Source organism: Hymenobacter cellulosilyticus (assembly GCF_022919215.1).
In the GTDB taxonomy this organism is placed as follows: domain Bacteria; phylum Bacteroidota; class Bacteroidia; order Cytophagales; family Hymenobacteraceae; genus Hymenobacter; species Hymenobacter cellulosilyticus.
Genome location: NZ_CP095046.1, coordinates 706,009 through 730,487, shown reverse-complemented (window position 1 = coordinate 730,487; position 24,479 = coordinate 706,009). Strand labels below are relative to the sequence as shown.

Sequence of the window (24,479 nt, the reverse complement as noted above, 5' to 3'; positions counted from 1 at the left end):
GGAAGACAGAACGAAGTCGTTGCCTTGCTGAGCTTGTCGAAGCATTTCTACTGCGGGAATAACTAAATACTGTGGCGGTAGAGATGCTTCGACAAGCTCAGCATGACGTTCTTTTTTATCTAGTTAGCCCTTACAAAGCCGTGACGGGCACGGCGGTATTATCGTAGTTCAGGTTGGGTGACAACCACCGTTCCAGCTCGGCTACCGGCATGTGTTTGCGCTGAGCAATGTCCTCCACCTGGTCTCGCCCGATTTTGCCCAGACCGAAGTAGCGGGAGTCGGGGTGGGCGTAATACAAGCCACTGACGGAGGAAGCAGGGTACATGGCTAGGTTTTCGGTGAGCTTAATGCCGGTTTGCTGGTCGGCGTCGAGCAGGCTGAATAGGGTGATTTTCTCAGTGTGGTCGGGGCAGCCGGGGTAGCCGGGGCAGGCCGCACGCCGCGGTATTTCTCCTGAATCAGCTCTTCCTTGGTCAGCTTCTCATCGGCCGAGTAGCCCCAGAACTCCTCCCGCACCCGCTGGTGCAGGCGCTCGGCAAAGGCCTCGGCCAGGCGGTCGGCCAGGGCCTTGATCATGATGCTGGAATAGTCGTCGTGGTCGGCCTCAAACTGCTCAATCAGCTTTTCAATGCCCAAACCGGCCGTGACGGCAAAGCCGCCGATGTAATCCTGCCGGCCGGAGTCTTTGGGCGCCAGAAAGTCGGAGAAGGCCAGGTTGGGAATGCCGGGACCTTTCTCGCCTTGCTGGCGCAGGGTAAAGAACTCGGTGAGCAGCTCCTGCCGGTCCTCGTTGGCATATACCTCAATGGTGTCGGAGCCGACTGTGTTGGCGGGCCAGAAGCCCACCACGGCCCGGGCCGTGAGCAGGTTTTCGTTGATGACTTTTTGCAGCAGCACTTGGGCATCGGCGAAGAGCTTGGTAGCAGCTTCTCCTAGATTTTCGTCCTCCAGAATGCGCGGGTAGCGGCCCTTTAGCTCCCAGGTGTGGAAGAAGGGCGTCCAGTCGATGTACTCGGCCAGCTCGGCCAGCGGGTAATTGTCGAGGACTTTGGTACCCAGGAAGGTCGGCTTGGTAATGGGGGCCGCGTCCCAGTCGGCCTGGAAGCCGTTGGCCCGGGCCGCCTCGATGGGCAGGTAGTTTTTCTCGCGCTGCCGGCTGGCGTAGTCATTACGCAGGGTCGTGTACTCGTCGTGCACGGCGCGGGCGTAGGTTTCGTGGCTGGAGCCGAGCAGGCTGGCGGCCACGCCCACCGAGCGGGACGCGTCGTGTACGTGCACCACGGGGCCGGAGTAGTTGGGCGCAATCTTGACGGCCGCGTGCAGGCGGGAGGTGGTAGCGCCGCCGATGAGCAGCGGGGTCTTGAGGCCGCGCTTTTCCATTTCCTGGGCCACGTACACCATTTCATCCAGGGAAGGCGTAATCAGGCCGCTGAGGCCGATAACGTCGACCTCCTGCTTCACGGCTTCGTCCAGAATCTTTTCCAGGGGCACCATCACGCCCAGGTCCACGATGTCGAAGTTGTTGCAGGCCAAGACTACGCCCACGATGTTCTTGCCGATGTCGTGCACGTCGCCTTTCACGGTGGCCAGCAGGATTTTACCCGCCGTTTGCCGCTCTGAACCCTGCTTATCGGCCAGCAGGTAGGGCTCCAGGTAGGCCACGGCCTTCTTCATCACCCGGGCTGATTTTACCACCTGGGGCAAGAACATTTTGCCGGCCCCAAACAGGTCACCCACCACGTTCATGCCGGCCATCAGCGGGCCTTCAATAACTTCCAGCGGGCGGCCCACCTGCTGGCGTACCTCCTCGGTGTCCTGGTCGATAAACTCGGTAATGCCTTTCACCAAAGCGTGTTGCAGCCGCTCGGCTACCGGCAGGCTGCGCCAGGCATCGGCCACTACTTCGGCCTTGTCTTTCTGTTTTACCGTGTCGGCAAAGTCGACGAGGCGCTCGGTGGCGTCGGGGCGGCGGTTGAGCAGCACGTCTTCCACCAGCTCCAGCAAGTCTTTCGGAATCTCGTCGTAGACGCCCAGCTGGCTGGGGTTGACGATGCCCATATCCAGACCGGCCCGGATGGCGTGGTAAAGGAAGGCCGAGTGCATGGCCTCGCGCACCACGTCGTTGCCGCGGAAGCTGAAGCTGATGTTCGACACGCCCCCGGAAGTCAGGGCGCCGGGCAGGTTCTGCTTGATCCAACGAATGGCCTCGATGAAGTCCAGCGCGTAATTGCGGTGTTCCTCCATGCCGGTGCCCACGGTCAGGATGTTGGGGTCGAAAATGATGTCCTGGGCCGGGAAACCGACTTCGTTGACCAGAATATCGTAGCTGCGCTTACAGATTTCGATGCGCTTCTCGAAGGAGTCGGCCTGGCCGTTTTCGTCGAAGGCCATGACCACCATGGCCGCCCCGTAGGCGCGCACGGTGCGGGCCCGCTCCTTAAATACTTCCTCGCCTTCCTTGAGCGAAATCGAGTTGACGATGCTCTTGCCCTGCACGCACTTGAGGCCGGCTTCGAGCACGCTCCACTTCGAGGAGTCAATCATGACCGGCACCCGGGAAATGTCGGGCTCGGAGGCAATCAGGTTCAGGAACGTCGTCATGGCCTGCTCCGAGTCGAGCATGCCTTCGTCCATGTTCACGTCGAGGACCTGGGCGCCGCCTTCCACCTGGTCGCGGGCCACTTGCAGGGCCTGCTCGTAGGCGCCGGTGCGGATGAGGCGGGCAAAGGCGCGGGAGCCGGTCACGTTGCACCGCTCGCCCACGTTCACAAACAGCGAATCGGGGTAGATGCCGAAGGGCTCCAGACCGGCCAGGCGGGTGGCCTTGGGCACCTGGGGCAGCTTGCGGGGCTGGTATTTCTCGGCCAGCTTGGCCAGCTCGGCAATGTGCTGGGGCGTGGTGCCGCAGCAGCCGCCGGCCACCGTGACAATGCCGTCCTTAAGGTAGTTTTCCACCACGGCCGCAAATTCCTGGGCCGACTCGTCGTAGCCGCCGAAGGCATTGGGCAGGCCCGCGTTGGGGTAGGCCGAGATATGCACGTCGGCAATGCGGCTCAGCTCTTTCACGTACACCTGCAGCTGGTCGGCGCCCAGGGCGCAGTTCAGGCCCACGCTCAGCAAGGGCAAGTGGCTGATAGAGTTCCAGAAAGCCTCCACCGTCTGGCCCGACAGCGTCCGGCCCGAAGCGTCGGTGATGGTGCCCGAAATCATGACGGGCACGACCTTGCCGCCCTCGTCGAAGAACTTCTGCACCGCATACAGGGCCGCTTTGGCGTTGAGCGTGTCGAAGATGGTTTCAATCAGCAGCGTATCGGAGCCGCCTTCCACCAGCCCGCGCACCTGCTCCAAGTAGGCAGTAGCCAGCTCGTCGAAGGTTACGGCGCGGAAACCGGGCCGGTTCACGTCGGGCGACAACGAAGCCGTGCGGTTGGTGGGCCCAATGGCGCCGGCCACGAAGCGGGGCTTGTCGGGGTTCTGCGCCGTAAATTCGTCGGCTACTTCCTTGGCTATGCGCGCCGACTCGAAGTTGAGCTCATACACGATATGCTCCAGCCCGTAGTCGGCCTGGGCAATGGTGGTGCCGCTGAACGTGTTGGTTTCCACCATGTCGGCCCCGGCGGCGAAGTAGTCGGCGTGAATACCCCGGATGATGTCGGGACGGGTCAGGCTAAGCAAGTCATTGTTGCCGCGCAGAGGCTTGGGGTGGTCCGCAAAGCGGGTCCCGCGGAAGTCGGCCTCGTCCAGCGTGTGGCGCTGAATCATGGTGCCCATGGCGCCATCGAGCACGAGGATGCGCTGCTGCAGAATGTCGTAAAGCGGGGAATCGGGGCGAGACGTCGTCGGTTGCATATCGGCTCTTCTAAGGAAACTAGCGGCGAAAAAGTGCCTATCCAGAAAGAGCCGCGTGGGGGCGCGTCCTGCACTTATCTTCTCCCGGAGCCGGAGCTACGGAATGGGAGTTGGCACCTTGTTTTATTTCAGGTTGCCAAGACGTCGTCGGGCCCAGTCCCTCGGTCTTTCTGGATAAGTAACAAAGCGAAGATAAGGCAGGAAATTCCGGAATCCAATTTTACCCGGCCCTCCAGCGTTGCCTAAGAGCCTTACCTGCCTTTATTGGGGTCATAATCCTGCTTTATCTACCGTTGCTATGCGTCTACCTCTACTGAGCCGAGTTTTCGCTGCCCTTCTACTGCTGCTGCCCGGCCGGGCCCTGCCTGCCCAGACTCCAGCCCGCCCCACCGAGCACGGCCTGCGCGGGCAGTATTACGAGGGCAAGAACTTCGAAAAGCTGGTACTGACCCGCACCGATGCTGCCATTGACTTCGACTGGAGCCGGCGGCAAAACGGCCCCGGCCAGCCCGTCAGATACGCTGTGTCGCCCGGCCCGGGCGTGCCCGGAACGTGGTTTTCGGTGCGCTGGACGGGCTTTTTGTATGCCCCCAAAACGGGCGTGTACACGTTTCAAATGGCTACCGACGACGGTATGCGCGTCTGGATTGGGGGCCGGCCGCTATTAAACTCCTGGGCCGACCAGCCCACCAAGCGCGACAGTGCCACTATGAAGCTTACGGCCGGCCGCTACTACTCCGTGCGGGTCGAGTATTACCAGGTAGAGCGCGTCACAAAGGCCTTGCTGGCCTGGCGGCTGCCGGGCTCTACGGCGGAGCCGAAGCCGATTCCAACCAGCAACTTGTACCTGACCCTGCCCGTTACGGCCCAGCCTTTTGTAACCCCGAAAGCAGCGGCAGCCGGTGGTACCATTCATATTGTATCGGCCCCGCCGGGCAAAAAAGCTGCTCCGACAACCTCTACGGCCGTTAAGCCCAGCCGGGGCGTGACCGTGGCCGGCAAGGTGCCCGGTGGCATCGGGCTGCAGGCTACCTACTATGCCGGCTCGGTGCGGGGCGCGGCGGTGCATAGTCGGGTGGAGCCGGTGGTAAACGTGACCTGGCGCGGCGCAGCCCCCGCCCCCGGCGCACCCGGCGCGGGCTTCTCGGTGCGCTGGACGGGCTATGTCTACGCCCCCGAATCAGGAATCTACGTGCTGCATACCGAGTGGGACGACGCTACCGACGTGCGCTTTGCCGGCGACGACGTGCTAACCATGGAAAAGTACGAGCCGGAATACTTCGGCTCCCGCAAGCCCCCGATTCCGGTGGACATGGTCTACCAGTTGGAGGCGGGGTATTTTTACCGGATTGACCTGGCCTACAAGAATGTGCAGGGCGTTTCGCGGGCGGTTTTGTCGTGGGCGCGGCCCGCGGCGCTGGGCCACCCCACCACGCTGGAAGCCGCTTTTGCCGCCAGGGACCGGACTGGTACGACGGTAATTCCCAAGCAGTTTCTGTATCCGGAGCTGCCCCGGCCGCTGCCGGAGCCTGTGGTGGTAGCCCTTAAGCCCACGAAAGTGCCAGCAGCCGGGCCTAAGCCAAGGGTGGCCGCAGCCCGGCCGGCCCGGTCGGTAGTGGCGGTTCCCAAGCCGGTGGTAGTTCGGGTAGCGGAGCCGGTCGTAGAGCTGCCCGACCTGAGCGCCTTGAGCAAAGGAGCGGCCGTGACCTTGTCCAACCTGTATTTCACCCAGAGCACGGCCACGCTGCTGCCTACTTCCCGCCCGGCGCTGAATGCCCTGGCCAAAAAGCTTCGTGAGCAGCCCGGGTTGCAGCTCGAAATAGCCGGCCATACCGACAACGTGGGCGAGCCGGCCAAAAACCTGCGTCTCTCCGAGCAACGGGCCCAGGTGGTGCGGCGCTACCTCGTGCAACAGGGCATCGATTCGGTGCGGCTCACGGCCCGGGGCTACGGCGGCACCCGCCCCGTGGCCGACAACCGCGACCCGCAGCAACGGCCCCGCAACCGGCGCGTGGAAATCGTGGTCCGGTAGGCAGCTTTTTGTTGCTCAGATGTTGAAAATCACCTAGACGGTATGCGGGTAGAAAATCTACCGGGCTGCTTTGGGCTGCTCGGCGAGCTGAAAGCCGCTGGCCGTCTTCTCTACCTTATAGGAGCGGTTGGCGCATTTCAGATAGGTAGTTTGCCCTGTCAGCGGCACGCGGCTGTTTGGGGTCAGAAAGGCGCCTCTGCGGTAAGTCACAAAAAGCGTGTCCCCGACTTGCTGGTGCCTGACAATCTTAATTGGCAGGGGCGAGCTGAGGGAAGAAAGCATGATTTGCCCGTCTTCCTGTTGGTAGATCAAGGCAGAATCCTCCGTTGAGGGCGAAATCTTGGAGGACAGGCAGCTGGTCAGAGCCAACGCGCAGAGGGCGGACAAGTACATTTTCATCTGCTCCAACTTAGGCAAATGCCTGGTAGAAGCCTAGCTCGGTTCTATTTGCGGCGTCCGGTTCCGGCGGCTCCACGAAAATGGCTAGTGGAAAACATTTGTGTAGCTACATGGGTTTGGAAGCGTCAACCGGCCGGCCACTGTTGCCAGCCCACTTATCCCGACGTTATTCCTCTTAGATCATGAGCCAAGCTTCCAACCTGTTTACGCCCTTCCAAATGGGCGCGCTGACCTTGCCCAACCGCCTGGTAATGGCGCCCATGACCCGCAGCCGGGCCAACAACGAAGGCAACGTGCCCACCGAATCGACGGTGAAATACTACGAGCAGCGCGCCTCGGCGGGCCTGATTATCAGTGAAGGCTCCCAGGTTTCGCCCCAGGGCGTGGGCTACGTCTTCACGCCTGGTATCTACTCCGAAGCCCAGGTAGCGGGCTGGCGCAACGTAACCGACGCGGTGCACGCCGCCGGCGGCCGGATTTTCATCCAGCTCTGGCACGTAGGCCGCATTTCCCACCCCGATTTCCATAATGGTGAGCTGCCCGTGGCTCCGTCGGCCGTGCAGCCCACCGGCGTGCAGGCCTACACTATCAACGGCATGCAGGAAATTCCCGCGCCCCGGGCCCTGGAAACAGCCGAGGTGAAAGCCGTAGTGGAGGACTTCCGCAAGGCTGCTGCCAACGCCAAAGCTGCCGGCTTCGACGGCGTGGAAATCCACGGCGCCAACGGTTATCTGGTCGACCAGTTTATTCAGGACGGCTCCAACCAGCGCACCGACGAGTACGGCAGCAGCGTCGAAAACCGGGCCCGCTTTGCCCTGGAAGTAGTGCAGGCCGCTGCCGAGGTTTTCGGTGCCGACCGGGTGGGCATCCGCTTGTCGCCCACCGGCACCATGGGCGGCATTAACGACGCGGACCGGGTGAAAACCTTCAGCTACGTGGCCGAGCAACTCAACAAGCTGGGTTTGGCTTACCTGCACGTCATTGAGGCCCTGCCCGGCCACCCCATGGCCCCGCAGCCCGGCCAGGAGTTGGTAGCAGCCCACCTGCGCAAAATCTTCACCGGCCCCTTCATCCTGAACGGCGGCTACACCCAGGAAACGGCCGAGGCGGCACTGGCTAACAACGAGGCCGACCTAATTGCCTTCGGCGTGCCCTTCATTGCCAACCCCGACCTGGTGGAGCGTTTCGAGCAGGGTGCGGCCCTGAACATGCCCGACCAGGCCACCTTCTATGGCGGCGACGACAAAGGCTACATCGATTATCCGGCCCTGGCCGAAGCTCCGGCGGGTCTGGCCCAGTAGCCTTCCCGAATAGCATGCATTTCGCAAAAAGCCCGCCTGCACCACGCAGGCGGGCTTTTTTTGTGGCTTCAAGACCAACTGCTAGTAGTCCGTAGGCCGGATTTCCAGAGTCAGAATCTGGGCGCCCAGGGTGGGCAGGCCCAGCTGCGGCCGGGCCCGGTGCCGCCGCAGAAACTCGACCACGGCCGGGCTGGGCGCGGTTGCAGAGTTCAGGTCGAACAGCATGAGCACGGGCCGGCTAGTACGCAGCGGCCGGTGGGCCAGCAGCGAATCGGCGTCCAGAATGATGTGGCCAGCCAGACGGGCCGCTATTTCCACGCGCTTGTTGTAGTAGTTGCGCCCAAACAGCACCGGCTGCCCAGCTCCGGCGGTGTGCAGCAGCGAATCGAGCCGGCGCACGTCCTCGGGTTGGCCGGGCACCTTGTCAATCGAAAAAGCGGGCTGCTGCCACACTAGCTGGGCCGTGCGCCGGTCGCGGGTGACGAGCGACAACAGCAGCGAACCTCCCAACAGCCCCAAACCCAACACGCGCAAGGCCACCGGAAGCCGGGGCGGCCGGGCCAGCACGAGCACCAGCACCAGAGCCGAAATGCTCAGGAAAGCCGGCAGGAAATACCGTGTGTCGGCCACGTAGGTCCAGTAAGCACCCGGAAACCAGCCCACTAGCGCGGCGGGGTAGCGCAGGGAAAACGCCACCAGCAAACCCGTGCACAGCAGTGCCGTACCCAGCGCCAGCCCATGAAACAGCAGGCGGCGCGTGGGCCACCACCGGCCCCGGTGCCGGGCGGCCCGCCACTCCCGCCCCAGCCCGACCAACAGCAGCCCGGCTACCAGACCAGAAACCAACACCACGGCCACCGCCCGAACCAGCTGGCCCCGCGGAATCCGGCTGAAGTCCAGCTCGTTGGAAAAAAAGCTGTGGTAGAAAACCGGGTCGAACAGCCGCAGGTGGTGCCAGTAGAGGCCTAGAGTAGCCCGGGAGCTGGGTTCGGTGGCCAGCTGGGTGTAAAACTGCGTGAGGTAGTAGGCGTCGCCGGCCACCCGGGCCTGGTAGAACACCAGGCTGCTCACCAGCAGCGTAAGCAGCAGTAGGGCTGCCAGAGCCGGTCGGCGCAGCACGGGCCGCCACCGCCAACCGAACAAGAGCAAGGTCAGCGGCAGAAAAAATGCCAGCGGGTAGTAGGCAAACCGCATCAGGCAGGCCGCAAAGCCCAGCCCGCTCATGGCCAGAGCCGCCCCGTACCCCGCTGCCTGCCGCCGGGCCGCCGCCGGGCGGGTAAGTAAATGGAACAGCAGCGCCAGGCCGCCGGAGTAAAAAGCCAGGGCCAGCAAATCGGTGCCGAACAGCAAATGAAATGGGGCGTTGCTCAAGCCCAGAACAGGAAAAAGGCGGCCGGCGCCCAGGGTACCAGGCTGTTACGCAAGGGCTTAAGCAAATGCCACCACGCCAGCAGCAACCCCAGCAGTCCGGCCCAGTGCATAATCTGGGTAGCCAGCAGCACACTCGGCGAAAGGCGGAGCAGCAGGGCCATCAGCCAGGCGTAGCCGGGCGGCCATAGGTTCAGGGGCTCGAAAATGGGTTGGGCCAGGTCCTGCCAGTTGACGCGGGCCAAGCTTACCCCGCGGCCCCGCAGCAGATTCACGGCGCTTTCCGTTTGGGTCTGCATGTCGCGGGTAAGCTGGGGCATGGCCAGCTCGTGGGCCCAGCGCAACAGCACGGCCAGGCCAAAGGCGAGGCGGTTGAGAAACGACCAGGAAGCTTTCTGGGTCATGGTCAGGCCAAGGAAAAGGAGAAAGGCCGGGTAAACAGGCCCGCCGCTAGCCCGGCAAAAGTATCCGGATTCGCCGGGGCCTGCAACCGGGCAGGTTTGGGGCGGGGCCGCAACTCGACCATTCGGCTGGTTATACGTACGCTTTACCTCCAACCTCTTATGCTACGCTCTATGCCCGCCAAAAAAGCATCGACCACCACCAAAGCTCCCGCCCCGAAGAAAACTGCTGCCCCAAGCCCGAGAAGCGGCCCACGGCCAAGGATATGAAGGCCGAGAAGCTGCCGTATCCGGCCAAGCAGGCCGATATGAAAATGCAGCCCGACACGGACTTTGCTAACTACAAAGCCGCCGGTAAGCTCGACGGGAAAATTGCCCTTATTACCGGGGCCGACTCCGGCATTGGGCGGGCCGTGGCTATTGCCTTTGCTCTGGAAGGCGCCGATGTGGCCGTGCTCTACAACGAAAACGACGGGGACGCCGAGGAAACCAAGCGGCAGGTGGAAAAGCGCCAGCGCCGCTGCATCCTGCTCAAGCTCGACGTGCGCGACCCGGAGCAGTGCCGGCAGGCCGTGCGCCGCACCCGTGCCGAGCTGGGCGGCCTCAATATTCTGGTCAACAACGCCGCCTTCCAGCTGGCCCAGGAGAAGTTTGAGGACATTCCCGAGGAGCAGATTCGCCGCACCTTCGATACCAACATCCTGGGTTACATCTGGATGGCCCAGTCGGCGCTGCCCCACCTGCAGGCTGGCGACTGTATCATCAACACCGGCAGCATCGTGGGTCTGACCGGCAACCCACTGCTGGTGGACTATACGGCTTCCAAATCGGCCATTCACGCTTTTACCAAGAGCCTGGCCACCCACCTGGGTGAGCGGAATATCCGGGTCAACTGCGTGGTGCCCGGCCCGGTCTGGACGCCCAACATTCCGGCCACCATGCCGGCCGAGGAAATCGAGAAGTTCGGTTACGAAGTAGCCCTGCAGCGTCCCGGTCAGCCCGAGGAAATAGCGCCGGCCTACGTACTGCTGGCTTCACAAGACGGCTCCTTTATGACCGGCAGCCTCGTGCACGTCACCGGTGGCAAGCTTTCCAGCGACCAGTAAAACCCACTGCCAGAACCTCATTCCGGATGCAGTTAGCCTGAGCCGTGACGAAAAAAAGAAAGCGCCGCCTCCAGCCTGGAAGCGGCGCTTTCTTTTTAAAGCTTACCGGCAGTTACTCTACCACGATGCGGCGGCCGGTGGTCTGACCTTCGGTGGTGAGGCGCAGCAGGTAAATACCCTGGGCCAGGCCCTGCAAGTTGAGTGGATGCTGGGTAGCGGGAGCCTGGTGGCGCACCTGCTGGCGTAGCACGGAGCGGCCCAGGGCGTCGAGCAGCTCGGCCGAAATCGTGCGGGCGGGGCCTTCCACCCGCAGCGTCACTTCGCCGTGAGCGGGGTTAGGAAAACACGAAATGCTCAGGTCGCGCAGGGCCGCTACGGTGGCGTCGGGGCCCACGATGGTGAGGCGCACGGTGGTAGCCGGGCTCACGCAGGCATTCAGGGAGTCAACTACATAGTAAGTATAGGTGCCCAGCGTGGTGCGGCCCGTGGCGTAGCTAGGGCCGGCAAACAGCCGCTGGGTTAGGGCGGCATCGGCGTACCATACGGCCGTGCCCCCGGGGGCCGTGGTAGCCGTCAGGTTCGGAATGGTCTGGTTTTGCACGCCAAACTTGCTGGGTGCCGTGGGAGCCACGCGGGCCGTAGCCGTAAACTCGTCGGCGCCGATATCGGGCGTGCTGGCGTTGCGCGGGTCGTTGTCGATATCCACTGCTACCCCGGCTACGGGCCGGGCTTTGCCGTCGAGGTTGCAGTTGGCATCCGTCACTAGGCGCAGGTCGTTGGCTGTCGTCAGGCGGAACACCGGGTTGGCCAGCAGGCTGCCGGCGTCCTGGGCCGTGGCCGAGCGTAAGGCCGCCAGCGTGGTGTGCTCCGTGCCGTTGAGGTAAGCCAGCTTGGCCGTGGCGCCCTGCACCGAGTAGGCGTTGTTGTCAATCAGGGTGAACGGTGAGGCGGTGCCGGCCGAATACAGGGCGTAGGTTTTGCCGCCGCTGGGCGTGGCCGTCTGCTGGTTGACCAGGATGTTGTTGACCAGGGTCACGTCGCTCACGCCCGTGGCAATGGTTACGGCCCCGGTGATGGGCGTGCTGCCCTCGGCCACGTTGCCGGTAAGGCGAATCGTGTTGAAGCCCAGCTTGTAACCGCCGCCCGAAGCCAGGTATACCCCCTGGGGCGTGAAGGCCACGCCGTCGTCGCCGGAGCTCAGAATGCCCGATATCATGTTGTTTGCCAACACGATATTGGCCGCCGCGCCCGTAGCCGAAAGCCGGATGCCGTAAGCCCCGTAGCTGTCGGAAGCGCCGGTACCGGTGTGCACGATGTCCCGAATCTGGTTGGAGGCAATGACGCCATCGGCCGACGTGGTGCCCACCACGATGCCGGCCACCGCAGGACTCGTAGCCCGCGTGACGCCGGCAATAGTATTGCCATTGAGCACAAAGCCCTGCGTAGCCGTTATGACAATACCGCTGGTACCAATCTTGTCGGCGGCCGTGCTGCTGCCGATGGTGTTGTTGGCCGCCGTGAAGTTCACGCAGCTGGCCTGGGCCTGAATGCCGGTGCCGGTACGGGTGATGGTGCAACCGCGCACGGTGCCATTGGTAGCCCCGCTGAAGGCCACCCCATAGGCCGTAGCCGAGCTGCTGCCCTGAATGCTGAGTCCGCGCAGCGTTACGTCGCGGCCCGTCACGAAGATGCCCCCGCTGCTGGAAGTCGTGCCGGCGTTGGTCAGCGCAAGGCTGCCGCTGTTGGCGCCGCCGGTGCTTCCTTCAATAGTTACGTTGCTGGCATCCACGATGAAGAGCGGAGTGGAGGTGTTGGCCGTCAGCGTCACGGCGCGGTTTGGGGCCGGGCGGATGGTAACCGAATTGGTAGCGCTGCTGCCGGTGTTGGCGCTCAACGTCAACGGGTAGGTTTCGGTGGGGTAAGCAGCATCCTGCAGCACCAACGTCAAAGCCCCGCCCAGCTCATTGGAGTTCAAATCGGCCACGGCCGCCGTCAGCGTGGCATAATCGGCGGTGGCGGCGGTTCCCACGGTTTTGATGCCGCTGAGCAGGCCGAGCACCTTGTAGACGCTGGGCTTGGTGGGGGCGCTGGTAATGCTGGCCACCGAGGTAGCGGCAAAACCGGCCCCGGGCGTGGCACTCACGTTGGGCGTGGCCGCCAGGTCCTGGGCCGTTACGAAGTACTGAATTGAGTCGCCGACTACGGGGGCGCTGCGCAGCTTGGCCACGTCGAGCAGGAAGATGTAGCTGACGGAGGCCGCGGAGGCCGGGGCTACCCATTTCCAGCCGTTGCCGGTGGCGTCATTGGGCTCGGTAAAGACGTTGGCATCGGTTTTCTTCTTGTAGTAGAGCCGCGGAATCAGGGCTCCCGTAGCCACGCCGCTCGGGTCGGAAATTGTCACGGTCAGGCTGCGGTTGCCGGTGCTGGCCGTGTTGGGCAGGCGCTGGTAGGCAATGCTGGGGCCCGATACATCGACGCCCTGGAACGTGCCTTCGTCGGCGCCCAGGTCGGGTGTAGCCACGGTGCGGGCGGCGTTGTCGATATCCGTGGGCACGGGCAGGGGAGAACTGGCCAGGCTCATGCCGCTGCTTTCCGCCTGCGTGGCCGCGCCGGCCTGCAGGTGCGGGTCGGTGAGCGGGTTCACGAAAGGTACGTTCTCGGTCACGGCGCTCTGGTCAGCTGGGGCGGCGCGCTGCTTGTACTGGGCCAGGGTCTGGTCGACGGCGGGCGTGGTGGCTACACCGTAGAAAATCGGCTTTTCGGCCGAAGGCGTACCGGCGTACAACAGGTTGTTGTTGGAAGCCGCGGCCAGGTTGGTCAGCACAGCCGTGCTCTTAAAGAAGGCCGCGGCCACCCCGCCTCCGCCGCTGGGCAAGGTTATCAGGTTGACAAAGATGTTGTTGCGCAAGTCAACCGAGGGGCTGCCCGAAATATAGAAAGCCCCGCTTTTGTTGGTGGCCGCAGTAGGCGCGCCGGTCAGCACCACTGTGTTGTGGTAGCAGTAGTTGGTGGTGCCGCCCCGAAAGCTCAATGCCCGCACCGAGGTGCCGGCCGTGCTGGCCAGGGCCCGGATGTCGTAGACGAAGTTGTTGTAGACGTTGTTGGTGGTGCCGGCCGTAATGTCCATGCCCGAGGCAAAGCCCGTGGCGCCGGTGGCGGCAATGTCGTAGGTGTAGTTGCGGTAGATGCTGTGCAACGTGCCGCTGTTCACGTAGATGCCCTGGGCCGCGCCCGAGCTGTTGGTGGCCGTCAGGGCGTGCACGCGGTTGTCGGCAATATCGACGGTGTTGCCGGTGCCCGTCGAGTAGATGCCGTAGACCGAGCTGGTGCCCGTTAGGCCCGCCACCTCCGTGCCCGACACCTTGGCCCCGGTCTGGCTGCGCAGATAGATGCCGTACACAATGCCCGTGGGCAGATTGGCGGCCCCGGCCCCGATGGTCAGCACCCGGCTGGCGGCCCCACCCACCAGCATCCCGATTTCGTTGCCGTTGTCGTAGTTGGTGCTGCCCGCGTCGAAGTTGTAGCCGTAGAAGCAGTCCTGGATGGTGTTCGAGAGAAACCGGTTCAGGTTGTTGTTGCCGTCCTGCAAGAACACCCCGGAGGTTTTGGTGGGGTTGGCCCGGTTCAGGTCCACGGTGCTGTTGAGCACCAGGTTATTGGTAGCGCCGTTTTTCAGCCAGAAGCCGTATTCCAGCTGCTGGGCCGCCGTGGTGTTGGCCGCCGCGTCCGTCACGTCGATGCCGTTGATGGTCACAAAGTCGGCCCCGTCTAGCGTGAGGCCGGCGTCGGTGGTGCCGCTGCCCGTGCCCTGCAGCCGGGGGTTGGCGCCGGTGCCTTCTTTGAGGAAGATGATGCGGCCCGTGGCCGAGCCGCTGACGGTAATAGCCGGAGCAATTTCGGGGAAGACGACTCCGCTTTTCACCTCAAACAGCACCCCGTCGGCACCTACGCCGGCGGCGTTCAGGGTGGTAATGGCGGCGGTGAAGGTGGAGTAGTTATTGGGACCCGTACCGGCCGGGTCAATGGTTTTGGTGCCGCTCAGCTGAGCGGCGGCCGGGTGGGCCAGCCCCAGGGCCAGCAGTGAGTAAAAAAGGTGCTTCATACGCAATAGGGGAGGTGCAACAGGTAGGAGTAATTCCTGTTCAAGGTAGACAAAACCCGGCTCAATGTTGCATCTACGCTATATAGGCCAGCCTCGGCTCCGACGGCTGCGTAGGGGTAAATCAGCTGGGCCCGCTTCGGGTAACGTGCTGATTATTTTAGAAATGCGCGGGACAAAACCCGGCCGGCCTGGTTTATCAGGCACGTTGAAGCTCAACGGCCATAACCTTCCACGTGCTTAGCTCGTCAGTAACGTAATCTTTTATGGCTTCCCTTCCCGATATGGCCTCCTCTCCTTACCCCGCGGGTTCCGTGCGCGCCTTGCTGGCCACCGACCTCGTAACCGAAGCCACCCGCACGGCCCTGCAGGCCCGCCTCGACGCGCCCGACTACAAGCCCCAATTCTTTGACGCCGACACCTACGAGCTGTTGCGCTGCATAGCCGCCCGCCTGCTGCCGCAACCCGACCGGGAAGCGCCCATCGAGCTGGCTTCCATCATCGACCAGCGCCTGCTGGCCGGGCATTCCGACGGCTGGCGCTACGACGTGCTGCCCCCGACCGTGAAGCCTACCGCCTGGGTTTGGGCGGTATCCGGGAAAGTGCCCGGGTTATGTTCGGGGCCCCGTTTGAGCAGCTGACCGGCTTGCAGCAGGATGCCGTACTGCAAGCCGTGCAAAACGAAACCGCGCCGGGCCCGATCTGGGATACGCTGTCGGCCAACCGCTTCTTCGAGGAGCTGCTGGCCGAAATGACCGAAAACTACTACGCCCATCCCCTGGCCCATGAAGAAATCGGCTATGCTGGCATGGCCGACGTGCCCGGCTGGTCGAAAATTGGCCTCAACGAGAAAGAAGACCGGGAACCGGAAGAGGTAAGCTAGTGAGATGGTGAACTGGTGAGTTGTCGTGCTGACCGCACTACCTACACCATTCAAACGGCACCATTCGAACAGAAAACTCACTATTTCACCACCTCACCATTTCACCTTATGCCCGACGAAGAAACCCTGGAAGAAGGCGTGCTGAACCCGGTGAAGCCGGAAATTCAGGACCCGCTGCTGCAAAGCCTGCTGGCCGATACGCCGCTGGTCGAAACGCCCATCGTGCCCGAGCCGGCGCCCCTTGAAATTCCGCTGCCCGCCCAAACCGTGGACTGCATCGTCATCGGGACCGGGGCCGGCGGGGCGCCGCTGCTGGCCCGCCTGGCCATGGCCGGCCTGAAGGTGGTGGCCCTGGAGGCCGGTCCCTGGCACGACCCAAAAAAGGACTTTGCCACCGACGAAAAAGCCCAGGAGTTTCTATTCTGGAACGATGAGCGGCTTTCGGCCGGCCACGACCCGGTAGCCTTCGGCAAAAACAACTCCGGCACCGGCGTCGGCGGCTCCACGCTGCACTACACGGCCTATACCCCGCGCCCCCAGCCCGAAGATCTGCACCTGCACCGCGACTTCGGCGTGGGTCAGGACTGGCCGTTTGGGTACGAGGAACTGGAGCCGTATTTCGAGGAACTGGAGCAGTTTTTAGGCATTTCGGGCCCCACGCCCTATCCCTGGGGCCCGGCCCGGCGCAAGGGCTACCCGCTGGCTCCGCTGCCGCTCAATGGGGCCGCCCAACTCATGCAGCGCGGCTGCGAAGCGTTGGGCATCCAAACGTCGCCGGCGGCCAATGCGGCGTTGTCGGCGCGCTACTACCAGGAGGGTGTGGGCTGGCGCGAGGCCTGTACCAACCGCGGCTTCTGTCAGGCTGGTTGCAGCACCGGAGCCAAGGCCAGCATGGACGTAACCTTTCTGCCCCTGGCTGCCGCCCACGGCGCCGACATCCGGCCCAATTGCTACGTCACCGAGATTGAGCGGGACAGCACGGGCAAAATCACCGGGGTTATCTACCAGCAAAACGGGCAAGAGCAGCGCCTGCGCTGCCGCCACCTGTTCTTGTGCGCCGGGGCCGTCGAAACGCCGCGGCTCTTGCTGCTCAATGAGCTGGCCCTGAGCAGCGGGCACGTGGGGCGCAACTTCATGGCCCACCCCGGCGTGCAGGTGTTCGGCACGTTTGCTGAGGAAGTCCGGCCCTTCAAAGGCATTCCCGGCTCGTTGATTTCCCAGGATACCTTCCGGCCCAAAGACGCGGATTTTGCCGGTGGATACTTGTTGCAAAGCATTGGCATTATGCCAGTTACTTTTGCCGGGCAAGTGGCCCGGGGCCGCAAGCTGTGGGGGGGGGCGCTGCGGCAGTATATGCAGCAGTACAACCACATTGCCGGCATCAACATCCTGGGCGACTGTCTGCCCCACGCCGACAACTTTCTGGAGCTGGCCGAGGAAAAGGACGCCCGTGGCCTGCCCAAGCCCCGGCTGCACTTCACCAACCACGACAATGAAATCCGGATGAGTGCCCACGCCGAAAAGCTGATGCGGCAGATCTGGGAAGCGGCCGGCGCCACCGATATCTGGGCCTTTCCCCGCTCGGCCCACGTCATCGGCACGGCCCGCATGGGCCTCTCGGGCGACGACGCGGTGGTAGACGCCAACGGCAAGGCTTTCGACGTGCCCAACCTCTACATCTGCGACAACTCGGTGTTTCCCAGTGCCCTGAGTGTCAATCCGGCCCTGACCATCATGGCCCTGGCCCTGCGCACCGCCGATAAATTCCTGGAAAACCAGAAGTAGGCCGAACATTAATTCCCCTTCTGCCTTTAAACTAAAGAGTGCCCGAGCCGGGGTAGTTCAGTTGTTGTTTGGCAGAATGTCCTACTGCCGAACGTCATGTCGACCATTCTGCGCTTCAAGCAGAGAAGAGACATCTCGCGTGCTGATGTTGCCAATCTAATCAGGTTACCGCTGCACGCGAGATTCCTCGGCCAGCTCGGAATGACGTGCGACTGGACTGATAAATTAGGTTCTTATCCGCGGGCCGCGAAGTAAATCTGGCGTTATAAAATCGTATGGCGAAAGACTTTTTAAAGCATATCAAGGACCGGTTCGGGGAAGGCAACTACGCCGGCGACGAATACGGCGGGGCCGGGGGACGTGACGGCAGCGGCCTGCCCACGGGGGAGCCCGGCAACTTCATGTTTGCCACCGGCATCGAGTGCTCGTACCCCACCATCGACAACGGCAAAACCCGCCGCGACCTGCTGGCCGAGTGCGGACACTACGAGCGGTGGAAAGAGGATTTGGCGCTGGTGAAAGACATGGGCCTGAAGGTGTTGCGCTACGGCCTCCCGTACTACAGCATTCACCTGGGGCCGGGCAAGTACGACTGGGAGTTTGCCGACCAGGTAATGGCCGAAATGCAGCGCCTGGAAATCACCCCGATTCTGGACCTGCTGCACTTTGGCCTGCCTGACTGGATTGGCACCTTCCAGAACCCGGAGCTGCCTGTGCACTTTGCCGAGTATGCCCAGGCCGTGGCCCGCCGCTACCCCTGGGTGCGCTATTACACGCCCATCAACGAGATTTTCGTGACGGCCCGCATGAGCGCCAAGGATGGCATCTGGAACGAGCAGCTGCGCTCCGACCGGGCCTTCGTGACGGCCATGAAGCACATTGTGGCCGCCAGCATCATGGCCAACCAGCAGATTGCCCAGGCCCGCCCCGACTGCATCATCGTGCAAAGTGAGTCGGCCGAGTACATCCACGAGTTGCGCGCCACGCCCTGTGCCCGCATCAAGCTGGAAAACAAGCTGCGCTTCCTGTCCCTGGATTTGCTCTACGCCCGCCACCCTGATGCCGATGTGCTCAACTACTTGTACGACAACGGGATGACCCGGCAGGAATACGACTGGTTTATGGCCGGGGAGCCGCCGGGCTACCAGGTGATGGGTAACGATTACTACGGCCGCAACGAGCGAATCATCCTGCCCAACGGCGAGGAATGCACCAGCATGGACGTGCTGGGCTGGTACAACATCACCCACGAGTACTACCTGCGCTACCGCAAGCCGGTGATGCACACCGAAACCAACGTCTTCAACGCCCACGACGCGCCCACCTGGCTTTGGAAGCAGTGGGTCAACATTCTGCGGATGCGCGAGGAAGGCATTCCGGTGCTGGGCTTCACCTGGTATTCTCTCATTGATCAGGTCGACTGGGATATCGGCCTGAGCCAGAAAATCGGCAAAGTCAACGCTTGTGGCCTCTATGACCTCGACCGAAATCCACGTAAAGTCTCGGAAGCCTACCGCCAGCTCTTGCAGGAGTACGGCCAGATTACCATCGTGCCCCACGGCGAAATGTTCCAAGTCACCAAGCAGCCGGCCACGCTGAAAGTAGAGGTGTAAACCTCCTAGTAATGGCAAAGAGGCGACGCCTTCCAACTTGTCATTGCGAGCGAAGCGCGGCAATCCGTCCTCTGTGAAGGTAGTCCCGTCCTTTTACCAGAAAGCCCCTGACTACACGCGGTAGTCAGGGGCTTTTCACTTCAGGAAGCTCGGCACATTTCAGAGGACGGATTGCCGCGGCTGCGCCTCGCAATGACACGAAAAACCAAAGAGCCGGCCTCCTTGCGGGGGCCGGCTCTTTGTGCAGAAAAAGGTGTGCGAGTTTTATTTAAACCGCAGCGGCGGCTACATGTTGCGTGGGCATTTCCACATCAACTCCCAAGCCCTTGGCAATGGCCATGCCCAGACGGATGTCGGCGCGGAACCAGTGGCAGAGCTGACGCTGCACGATGAGGTCCTTCTTCGGGCCGCTGATGCCACTCATCGAGCCCACGATGTTATCGATGAGGTTGCGTTGGGCCTGGGCGTCGAGCAGGCGAAACAGGTTGCCGGGCTGGGTGTAGTGGTCGTTGTCGCCGGGGCCTTCGTTGCGGTCATAGCGGTCGGCATAAAGGCCGTCGAGCTGCTCGGCGGGTTCCCCTACAGTCTTGTCTTCCACCGGGCCGTCGAAGGAGTTGGGGAAGTAGTTGGGGCCGGGGCCGCCGTTGTTGCCGAGGGCCATCTGGCCGTCGCGCTGGTAGTTGCTGAAGCCGTAGGGGCAGGCATTTACGGGCAGGTGCTCGTAGTTGGCCCCCAGGCGGTAGCGCTGGGCATCGGGGTAGCCCAGCAGGCGGCCCTGCAGCATTTTATCGGGCGAGTAGCCGATGCCATCCACCACGTGAGCGGGGGCAAAGGCGGCCTGTTCGACGTGGGCGTGGTAGTTGACGGGTACTTCGTTGAGCTCCATCACGCCCACTTCCTGGAGCGGAAACTCGCCCTGGGGCCACACCTTCGTCAAATCGAAGGGGTTCCAGCGGAAGGTGCGGGCCTGCTCCTGGGTCATGGTCTGGATGAACATCTTCCAGCGGGGGAAATTGCCGTTGTCGATGGCCGCTACCAAATCGTGCTGGGCAAAGTCGGCGTCCTGGGCCTTCATCTGGGCCGAGTCGTCGCTGCTGAAATTCTTCACGCCCTGCTCGGTGCGGAAGTGGAATTTCACCCATACCCGCTCGTTCTGGGCATTAATCAGCGAGAAGGTGTGGGAGCCGTAGCCGTGCATGTGGCGGTAGCCGTAGGGCGTGCCCCGGTCCGACATCAGAATCGTGACCTGGTGCAGGCTTTCGGGGTTTAGACTCCAGAAGTCCCACATCATTGTGGGGCTCTTCAGATTGGAGCGGGCTTCGCGCTTCTGGGTGTGGATAAAGTCGGGAAACTTCACCGGGTCTTTCACGAAGAACACGGGCGTGTTATTGCCCACCAGGTCCCAGTTGCCGTCTTCGGTGTAGAATTTCAGGGCGAAGCCGCGGGGGTCCCGCTCGGTGTCGGCCGAACCTTTCTCGCCGCCCACGGTGCTGAAGCGGGCAAACATGCGGCACTCGTTGCCGACTTTGCTGAAGAGCTTGGCCCGGGTCAGGTGGGTGATGTCGTGGGTCACGGTGAAGGTGCCGTAGGCCCCGGAGCCCTTGGCGTGCACCACGCGCTCCGGAATCCGCTCCCGGTTGAAGTGAGCCAGCTTTTCGTGCAGGAAGTAGTCTTGCAGCAGCAATGGGCCCCGGGCCCCGGCCGATACCGAGTTCTGGTTGTCGAAAATCGGGCGGCCCGCCGCCGTGGTCAGCTTCTTGGGTTGAGTAGATTCTTCCATTGGAAAAGAAATGCAGAAAAAGGTTGGAGGTCGAAGCGCCGGGCTGAACTGGCGCTGGACAAAGGTTGAGCTTGCTGCTGTATAATGAAAATTGATAATGTTGATAGTAGTATAGAGTGTGGTAATAGTAAAAACGTAAAGCCCTGTGCCGCCCTGCCGTAGCAGCGCAGCACAGGGCTGGTTCTGAATGAGAAAAGTACTCTAGCGAGCCTGCACCCGAAACAAGTGAATCATAGCCTGGTCGGCATCCTTGGCTTCGGTGGCTACATACAAGTCGCCGTTGGGGGCAAAAGCCAACCCTTCGGCCTGGGGAAACAAGTCGGCGGGCAAAGGCTGGGCCGCCAGGAGCTGGCCGTTTTGGTCGAGCTCCACGATGCCGTTTTGCTTGGCCGACAACACAAATACGTGCTGGGTAACCGGGTGCACGGCCACGGCCGAGGGCGAGAAGCTCTTACCGCTACTCTTCTTTTTACCCTTCTTGCCCGACTTTTCTGCCTCGGCCGCGGGGCTGGAGTTCCGAATGGCGTCTACATCCAGCACGTACGCGGGTTTGGCTTCGGCCTTGAAAGTGCCGGGTTGCAGACGGTAAATGGCCCGTTGGCTGTAGGAAAGTCCGGCACCCGGCTCGGCTTTGCAGGCCACCAGCAAAGTTTTGGAGGCCGCGTCGTAGGTCAGGCCCTCGGTTTCGTTGGCAAAGCTCAGCCCGGTTTCAAACTCCTCGGTTTTGCCACCAGCGTAGCGAAACAGCTTCCCGTCGCTGCGCATGATAAACCAGTCGGAGCCCACGCGGGCCAGGTCTTCGTAGTCGCCGCTGCCGCCGAAGGGAATGACCCGATCGACTTTCTTGGTGCTGAGGTTGTACTCGTAGAGGTTGCCGGTTTCGTCTTCGACACCGGTAATATGGGTGGTGCCGGCCAGGGCAATGCCCGACAGCTCGGCTAGCTCAGCAGGCATAGGGTAGGTAGCCGCCGGGCGGGAAAAGTCGTAGGCCATGGCCGCCGTGGGGGCCGGCCCGGTAGTGCGCTGGCCGACCGTCTGCACCGGCAAATCCTCTGAAGCAGAGGCCAGATGGGCTGAGTCGGTAGCGGGAGAGCTACACGAGGCTGACAGGGCGAGCAAAGAAAAAAGCAGGTTTCTCATGGGAATACGGGCAGGGAAATGAATACGGAAAAAGGAACGGGCTGGTTAATTATTGGCTGACCGCCTGGTGGTTGGCCGCAGAGGCGCGGTGACCCCGGCAGTCGGCCAGTTCCCGGCGGGTTTCGCGCAGCTCTTCGCTCAGGGCTACCCAGGAAGCATCATCTTCCTCGTTCGTGTCGTCGTCATCGTCGTTGGCCGGGTTGCTGACCAGCCGGGTGGGGGAGGCCGGCGGCGGAGCTGGTGCGGCCGGCGGACGGCCCAGCAGCAGGTACAGGTTGAGGCCGAAAGACAAAAGCAGCACGGCCAGCCAGGCCAGCACTGGGGAGAAGCATGAGTGGTTGGTTTCATCGGGTGCTTGCGTAAGTTCTCTGCAAAGGACCAGCCCCGACATTAACGTGGTCTGACTACCACATTAAAATAACCTGAACGCGCGGCGGCTTATGCGGCCGGCAGCAGCAGCGTAACCGTGGTGCCCTGACCCGGGCGGGAGCTGAACAGCAACTGGCCGGCGTGCACCTGAATAATTTTCTGGGTAATGGCCAAGCCCAGGCCGTAGCCGGGTTTGTCAAGCCCGTTCGGGCCCCGGTAGAGCGGTTCCAGCACCCGGGCAGCTTCCTCGGGCGGCAGGCCCGCGCCGGTATCGGCCACGGTGAGCTGCAGCGTGCGGGGCGACTGGTAGCTGAGCTGCACGCGCACGGCCTGGTCGGAGTATTTGCAGGCGTTGTCGAGCAGGTTGAGCACGGCCGTTTGCAGCAGCTGCCCGTTGCCACGCGTCCCGAATACTTCCTCCACCGCCTCGGGCCAGGTGCCGAAATCAACCTGGATGCTGCGGCCGGGGTAGCGCAGCTTGCAGGCATCCACGGCCTGCAGCACCACGTCGTCGAGCGACACGGCCGCGCGGGCAAAGGACGTGTCGTCGGCTTTGGCCAGGGTCAGCAGGCCGTTGGTCAGGTCAATGACTTTCTGGATTTCTTCCACCGCCGAGTCGATGCTGCGCTTGGCGGCGGGCAGGTCAGTGTCGTAGGCCGAGGCCGTTTCCAGGGTGCCCAGCACGTTGGCCAGCGGGGTGCGCAGCTCGTGGGAGGCGTGGGCCACAAAGCTTTTCTGGTTTTCAAACGCCTGCTCTAATCCGCTGAGCATCTGGTTGAAGGTCATGGCCAGCTGGGCAATTTCGTCCTGCCGGTTGCCCTCATCCACCCGCCGCTTCAGGTCCGACGCGGTAATGCCCTTCACCTCGGCCACCATGCGCTGCAGGGGCCGCAGGGAACGGTCGGCAAACAGCCAGGCTGCCCCGATGATGAGCACCAGCGCCCCGAGGTTGCCCCAGAGCAGGATAGACGTCAGCGTATCGAACTCCCGGCCGCCGAACTGGTCGCGCCCGGCCACAAACACCAGGTATTCCCGCTTTTTGTACCGGTACAGGATGCCCAGGGTCTCGACCTTTCCTTCCCGGAAGCGGGCCGGCTTCTTACGGGTAATCTGACTGAAATACTCCGCGTCGCGGGCCGAGGCCGGCTCGTCTTCCTGGGCCAGGTGAAACACGAGCTGCCGCTGCGCGTCGTAAATGCTGATCCGCTCGTTGTGCATGGTCAGCAAATCCTTCTTGCGGAAGCTGCGCAGCACTCCGGGGTCCAGGCTGAGCCGCCGAATGAGCAGGTTGGCCGTTTGCTCGGCCTTGCCTTCCAGCCGGTGGTAAAACCGCAATTCCCGGGCCCGGGCACTGTAGTAATAGATAAACCCCGTCAGGCACAGCTGAATGGCAAACACCAGCGCCATAAACCGCAGAATAAGCTTGTTGCGAATCAGCATGGGGTGAAATGGCGAGGTGGTGAGTGGCAAGGTGACGTTCAAATAAGCGTGTCATTGCGAGGCGCAGCCGTGGCAATCCGTCCTCTGAAATGTGCTGCGTATTCTAAAGAGACAAGCTCTAATCGTCGCTAATGGCAAAGGGCTTTCTGGAGAAAGGTCGGGACTACCTGCGTAGAGGACGGATTGCTTCGCGCTGCTTGCAATGACAGCAGATTTGAACGCAACAACTATCCTACTCCTCCCGCATCACGTAGCCCATGCCGACTACGGTGTGGATGAGCTTGGGCTCGTGTCCTTTGTCGAGCTTGCGGCGCAGGTGGCTGATATACACGTCAATGACGTTGGTGTTGGTGTCGAAATCCAGCTCCCAGACTTTCTCGGTGATGTCGATGCGGGACACGATTTTGCCCCGGTTCAGTAGTAGGTGTTCCAGCAGGGAGTATTCCTTGGCCGTCAGGTCGATGCGCTGCCCGGCGCGGGTCACGGTTTTGCTTTCCAGGTTGAGCTCCAGGTCGGCCATGCGCAGGATGCGCTTCACGCCGGCTTCCGTGGCATTGCGCTTGGTCAGGGCCCGGGCTCGCAGCAGCAGCTCCTGAAACTTGAAGGGTTTAACCAAATAGTCGTCGGCCCCGGCCTCAAAGCCCAGGGTTTTGTCTTCCAGACTGTCGAGGGCCGTGAGCATGAGCACCGGCACGCGGGCATTGTCGGCCCGAATCAGCCGGCAGAGCGCAAAGCCGTTGATGTGGGGCAGGTTCACGTCGAGCACAATCAGGTCGTAGCTGTTTTGCCGGAACAAGGACAGGCCCATTTGCCCGTCGAAGGCCACATCCAGCTCGTAGCCCTCGTTCTGAAAGCCTTTCTGAATAAACGAGGCCAGCTTGGGCTCATCCTCAACCAGGAGTAGTTTCATGCGC

16 protein-coding genes, 1 pseudogene and 1 riboswitch are annotated in these 24,479 nt (G+C 62.4%); of the genes and pseudogenes, 7 read left to right on the top strand and 10 right to left on the bottom strand.

From position 1 onward, the window contains the following. Positions 1 to 130 precede the first annotated feature (130 nt). Positions 131 to 3,849: pseudogene (gene metH, locus MUN79_RS03670) on the bottom strand (methionine synthase). 71 nt (positions 3,850 to 3,920) lie between these two features. Continuing rightward, positions 3,921 to 4,030: riboswitch (SAM riboswitch) on the bottom strand. Positions 4,031 to 4,147: 117 nt separating this feature from the next. Here metH and MUN79_RS03665 point away from each other — a divergent pair. Then, on the top strand, positions 4,148 to 5,881 hold the full coding sequence (locus tag MUN79_RS03665) for a PA14 domain-containing protein (protein ID WP_244676440.1): 1,734 nt from the start codon (positions 4,148 to 4,150) through the stop codon (positions 5,879 to 5,881). A gap of 57 nt (positions 5,882 to 5,938) precedes the next feature. Here the strand turns inward: MUN79_RS03665 and MUN79_RS03660 are convergent, their stop codons facing one another. After that, positions 5,939 to 6,280 carry a hypothetical protein gene (locus tag MUN79_RS03660; protein WP_244676439.1) on the bottom strand — a complete coding sequence of 114 codons (342 nt, stop codon included), beginning with the start codon at positions 6,278 to 6,280 and terminating at the stop codon, positions 5,939 to 5,941. A gap of 182 nt (positions 6,281 to 6,462) precedes the next feature. Between MUN79_RS03660 and MUN79_RS03655 the strand changes: the two genes are divergently transcribed. Further along, a complete protein-coding gene (locus tag MUN79_RS03655; RefSeq protein WP_244676438.1) occupies positions 6,463 to 7,581 on the top strand; it encodes an alkene reductase in 1,119 nt (372 codons plus the stop codon). Positions 7,582 to 7,662: 81 nt separating this feature from the next. Here the strand turns inward: MUN79_RS03655 and MUN79_RS03650 are convergent, their stop codons facing one another. Further along, on the bottom strand, positions 7,663 to 8,952 hold the full coding sequence (locus tag MUN79_RS03650) for a hypothetical protein (RefSeq protein ID WP_244676437.1): 1,290 nt from the start codon (positions 8,950 to 8,952) through the stop codon (positions 7,663 to 7,665). Then, the gene (locus tag MUN79_RS03645; protein WP_244676436.1) at positions 8,949 to 9,353 is read right to left on the bottom strand and encodes a hypothetical protein; all 405 of its coding nucleotides are present in this window, start codon (positions 9,351 to 9,353) and stop codon (positions 8,949 to 8,951) included. The genes MUN79_RS03650 and MUN79_RS03645 overlap by 4 nt, the downstream gene beginning before the upstream one ends. Before the next feature lie 263 nt (positions 9,354 to 9,616). Here MUN79_RS03645 and MUN79_RS03640 point away from each other — a divergent pair, with 263 nt between their 5' ends. Continuing rightward, on the top strand, positions 9,617 to 10,456 hold the full coding sequence (locus tag MUN79_RS03640; RefSeq protein WP_244676435.1) for an SDR family oxidoreductase: 840 nt from the start codon (positions 9,617 to 9,619) through the stop codon (positions 10,454 to 10,456). Positions 10,457 to 10,568: 112 nt separating this feature from the next. On the opposite strand, the gene MUN79_RS03635 is transcribed toward MUN79_RS03640, so the two are convergent. Beyond that, entirely contained in the window at positions 10,569 to 14,558 is a 3,990-nt protein-coding gene (locus MUN79_RS03635) for a T9SS type A sorting domain-containing protein (protein ID WP_244676434.1), read from the bottom strand. A 263-nt stretch (positions 14,559 to 14,821) separates the two neighbouring features. On the opposite strand from MUN79_RS03635, the gene MUN79_RS03630 reads away from it, so the two are divergent. The 4 genes from MUN79_RS03630 (at position 14,822) to MUN79_RS03615 (ending at position 18,836) form a co-directional block, all read left to right on the top strand. Next, positions 14,822 to 15,196, top strand: a complete 375-nt coding sequence (locus tag MUN79_RS03630) for a hypothetical protein (RefSeq protein ID WP_244676433.1) — start codon at positions 14,822 to 14,824, stop codon at positions 15,194 to 15,196. Next, positions 15,139 to 15,438 (top strand): gluconate 2-dehydrogenase subunit 3 family protein, encoded by a 300-nt coding sequence (locus MUN79_RS03625; RefSeq protein WP_244676432.1) that lies wholly within the window; start codon positions 15,139 to 15,141, stop codon positions 15,436 to 15,438. The genes MUN79_RS03630 and MUN79_RS03625 overlap by 58 nt, the downstream gene beginning before the upstream one ends. 108 nt (positions 15,439 to 15,546) lie before the next feature. Further along, positions 15,547 to 17,223: a GMC family oxidoreductase gene (locus MUN79_RS03620; protein WP_244676431.1), complete on the top strand. Its 1,677-nt coding sequence runs from the start codon at positions 15,547 to 15,549 to the stop codon at positions 17,221 to 17,223. A gap of 275 nt (positions 17,224 to 17,498) precedes the next feature. After that, entirely contained in the window at positions 17,499 to 18,836 is a 1,338-nt protein-coding gene (locus MUN79_RS03615; protein WP_244676430.1) for a family 1 glycosylhydrolase, read from the top strand. Positions 18,837 to 19,104: 268 nt separating this feature from the next. On the opposite strand, the gene MUN79_RS03610 is transcribed toward MUN79_RS03615, so the two are convergent. From MUN79_RS03610 to MUN79_RS03590, 5 genes are all read right to left on the bottom strand, one after another. Next, positions 19,105 to 20,616, bottom strand: a complete 1,512-nt coding sequence (locus MUN79_RS03610) for a catalase (protein WP_244676429.1) — start codon at positions 20,614 to 20,616, stop codon at positions 19,105 to 19,107. A gap of 201 nt (positions 20,617 to 20,817) precedes the next feature. Beyond that, on the bottom strand, positions 20,818 to 21,756 hold the full coding sequence (locus MUN79_RS03605) for an SdiA-regulated domain-containing protein (protein WP_244676428.1): 939 nt from the start codon (positions 21,754 to 21,756) through the stop codon (positions 20,818 to 20,820). Positions 21,757 to 21,805: 49 nt separating this feature from the next. After that, positions 21,806 to 22,075, bottom strand: coding sequence for a hypothetical protein (locus MUN79_RS03600; protein ID WP_244676427.1), 270 nt, complete (start codon positions 22,073 to 22,075; stop codon positions 21,806 to 21,808). 119 nt (positions 22,076 to 22,194) lie between these two features. Next, positions 22,195 to 23,607 (bottom strand): ATP-binding protein, encoded by a 1,413-nt coding sequence (locus tag MUN79_RS03595; RefSeq protein WP_244676426.1) that lies wholly within the window; start codon positions 23,605 to 23,607, stop codon positions 22,195 to 22,197. A 190-nt stretch (positions 23,608 to 23,797) separates the two neighbouring features. Further along, a complete protein-coding gene (locus MUN79_RS03590) occupies positions 23,798 to 24,475 on the bottom strand; it encodes a response regulator transcription factor (protein WP_244676425.1) in 678 nt (225 codons plus the stop codon). Positions 24,476 to 24,479: the final 4 nt, after the last annotated feature.

Excerpts from the sequence above, each read along its gene's own strand:
- MUN79_RS03665 (WP_244676440.1), top strand. The coding sequence starts at position 4,148 with ATGCGTCTACCTCTACTGAGCCGAGTTTTCGCTGCCCTTCTACTGCTG.
- MUN79_RS03615 (WP_244676430.1), top strand. The coding sequence starts at position 17,499 with ATGGCGAAAGACTTTTTAAAGCATATCAAGGACCGGTTCGGGGAAGGC.
- MUN79_RS03660 (WP_244676439.1), bottom strand. The coding sequence starts at position 6,280 with ATGAAAATGTACTTGTCCGCCCTCTGCGCGTTGGCTCTGACCAGCTGC.
- MUN79_RS03655 (WP_244676438.1), top strand. The coding sequence starts at position 6,463 with ATGAGCCAAGCTTCCAACCTGTTTACGCCCTTCCAAATGGGCGCGCTG.
- MUN79_RS03620 (WP_244676431.1), top strand. The coding sequence starts at position 15,547 with ATGCCCGACGAAGAAACCCTGGAAGAAGGCGTGCTGAACCCGGTGAAG.
- MUN79_RS03640 (WP_244676435.1), top strand. The coding sequence starts at position 9,617 with ATGAAGGCCGAGAAGCTGCCGTATCCGGCCAAGCAGGCCGATATGAAA.
- MUN79_RS03605 (WP_244676428.1), bottom strand. The coding sequence starts at position 21,756 with ATGAGAAACCTGCTTTTTTCTTTGCTCGCCCTGTCAGCCTCGTGTAGC.
- MUN79_RS03590 (WP_244676425.1), bottom strand. The coding sequence starts at position 24,475 with ATGAAACTACTCCTGGTTGAGGATGAGCCCAAGCTGGCCTCGTTTATT.
- MUN79_RS03635 (WP_244676434.1), bottom strand. The coding sequence starts at position 14,558 with ATGAAGCACCTTTTTTACTCACTGCTGGCCCTGGGGCTGGCCCACCCG.
- MUN79_RS03610 (WP_244676429.1), bottom strand. The coding sequence starts at position 20,616 with ATGGAAGAATCTACTCAACCCAAGAAGCTGACCACGGCGGCGGGCCGC.
- MUN79_RS03630 (WP_244676433.1), top strand. The coding sequence starts at position 14,822 with ATGGCTTCCCTTCCCGATATGGCCTCCTCTCCTTACCCCGCGGGTTCC.
- MUN79_RS03645 (WP_244676436.1), bottom strand. The coding sequence starts at position 9,353 with ATGACCCAGAAAGCTTCCTGGTCGTTTCTCAACCGCCTCGCCTTTGGC.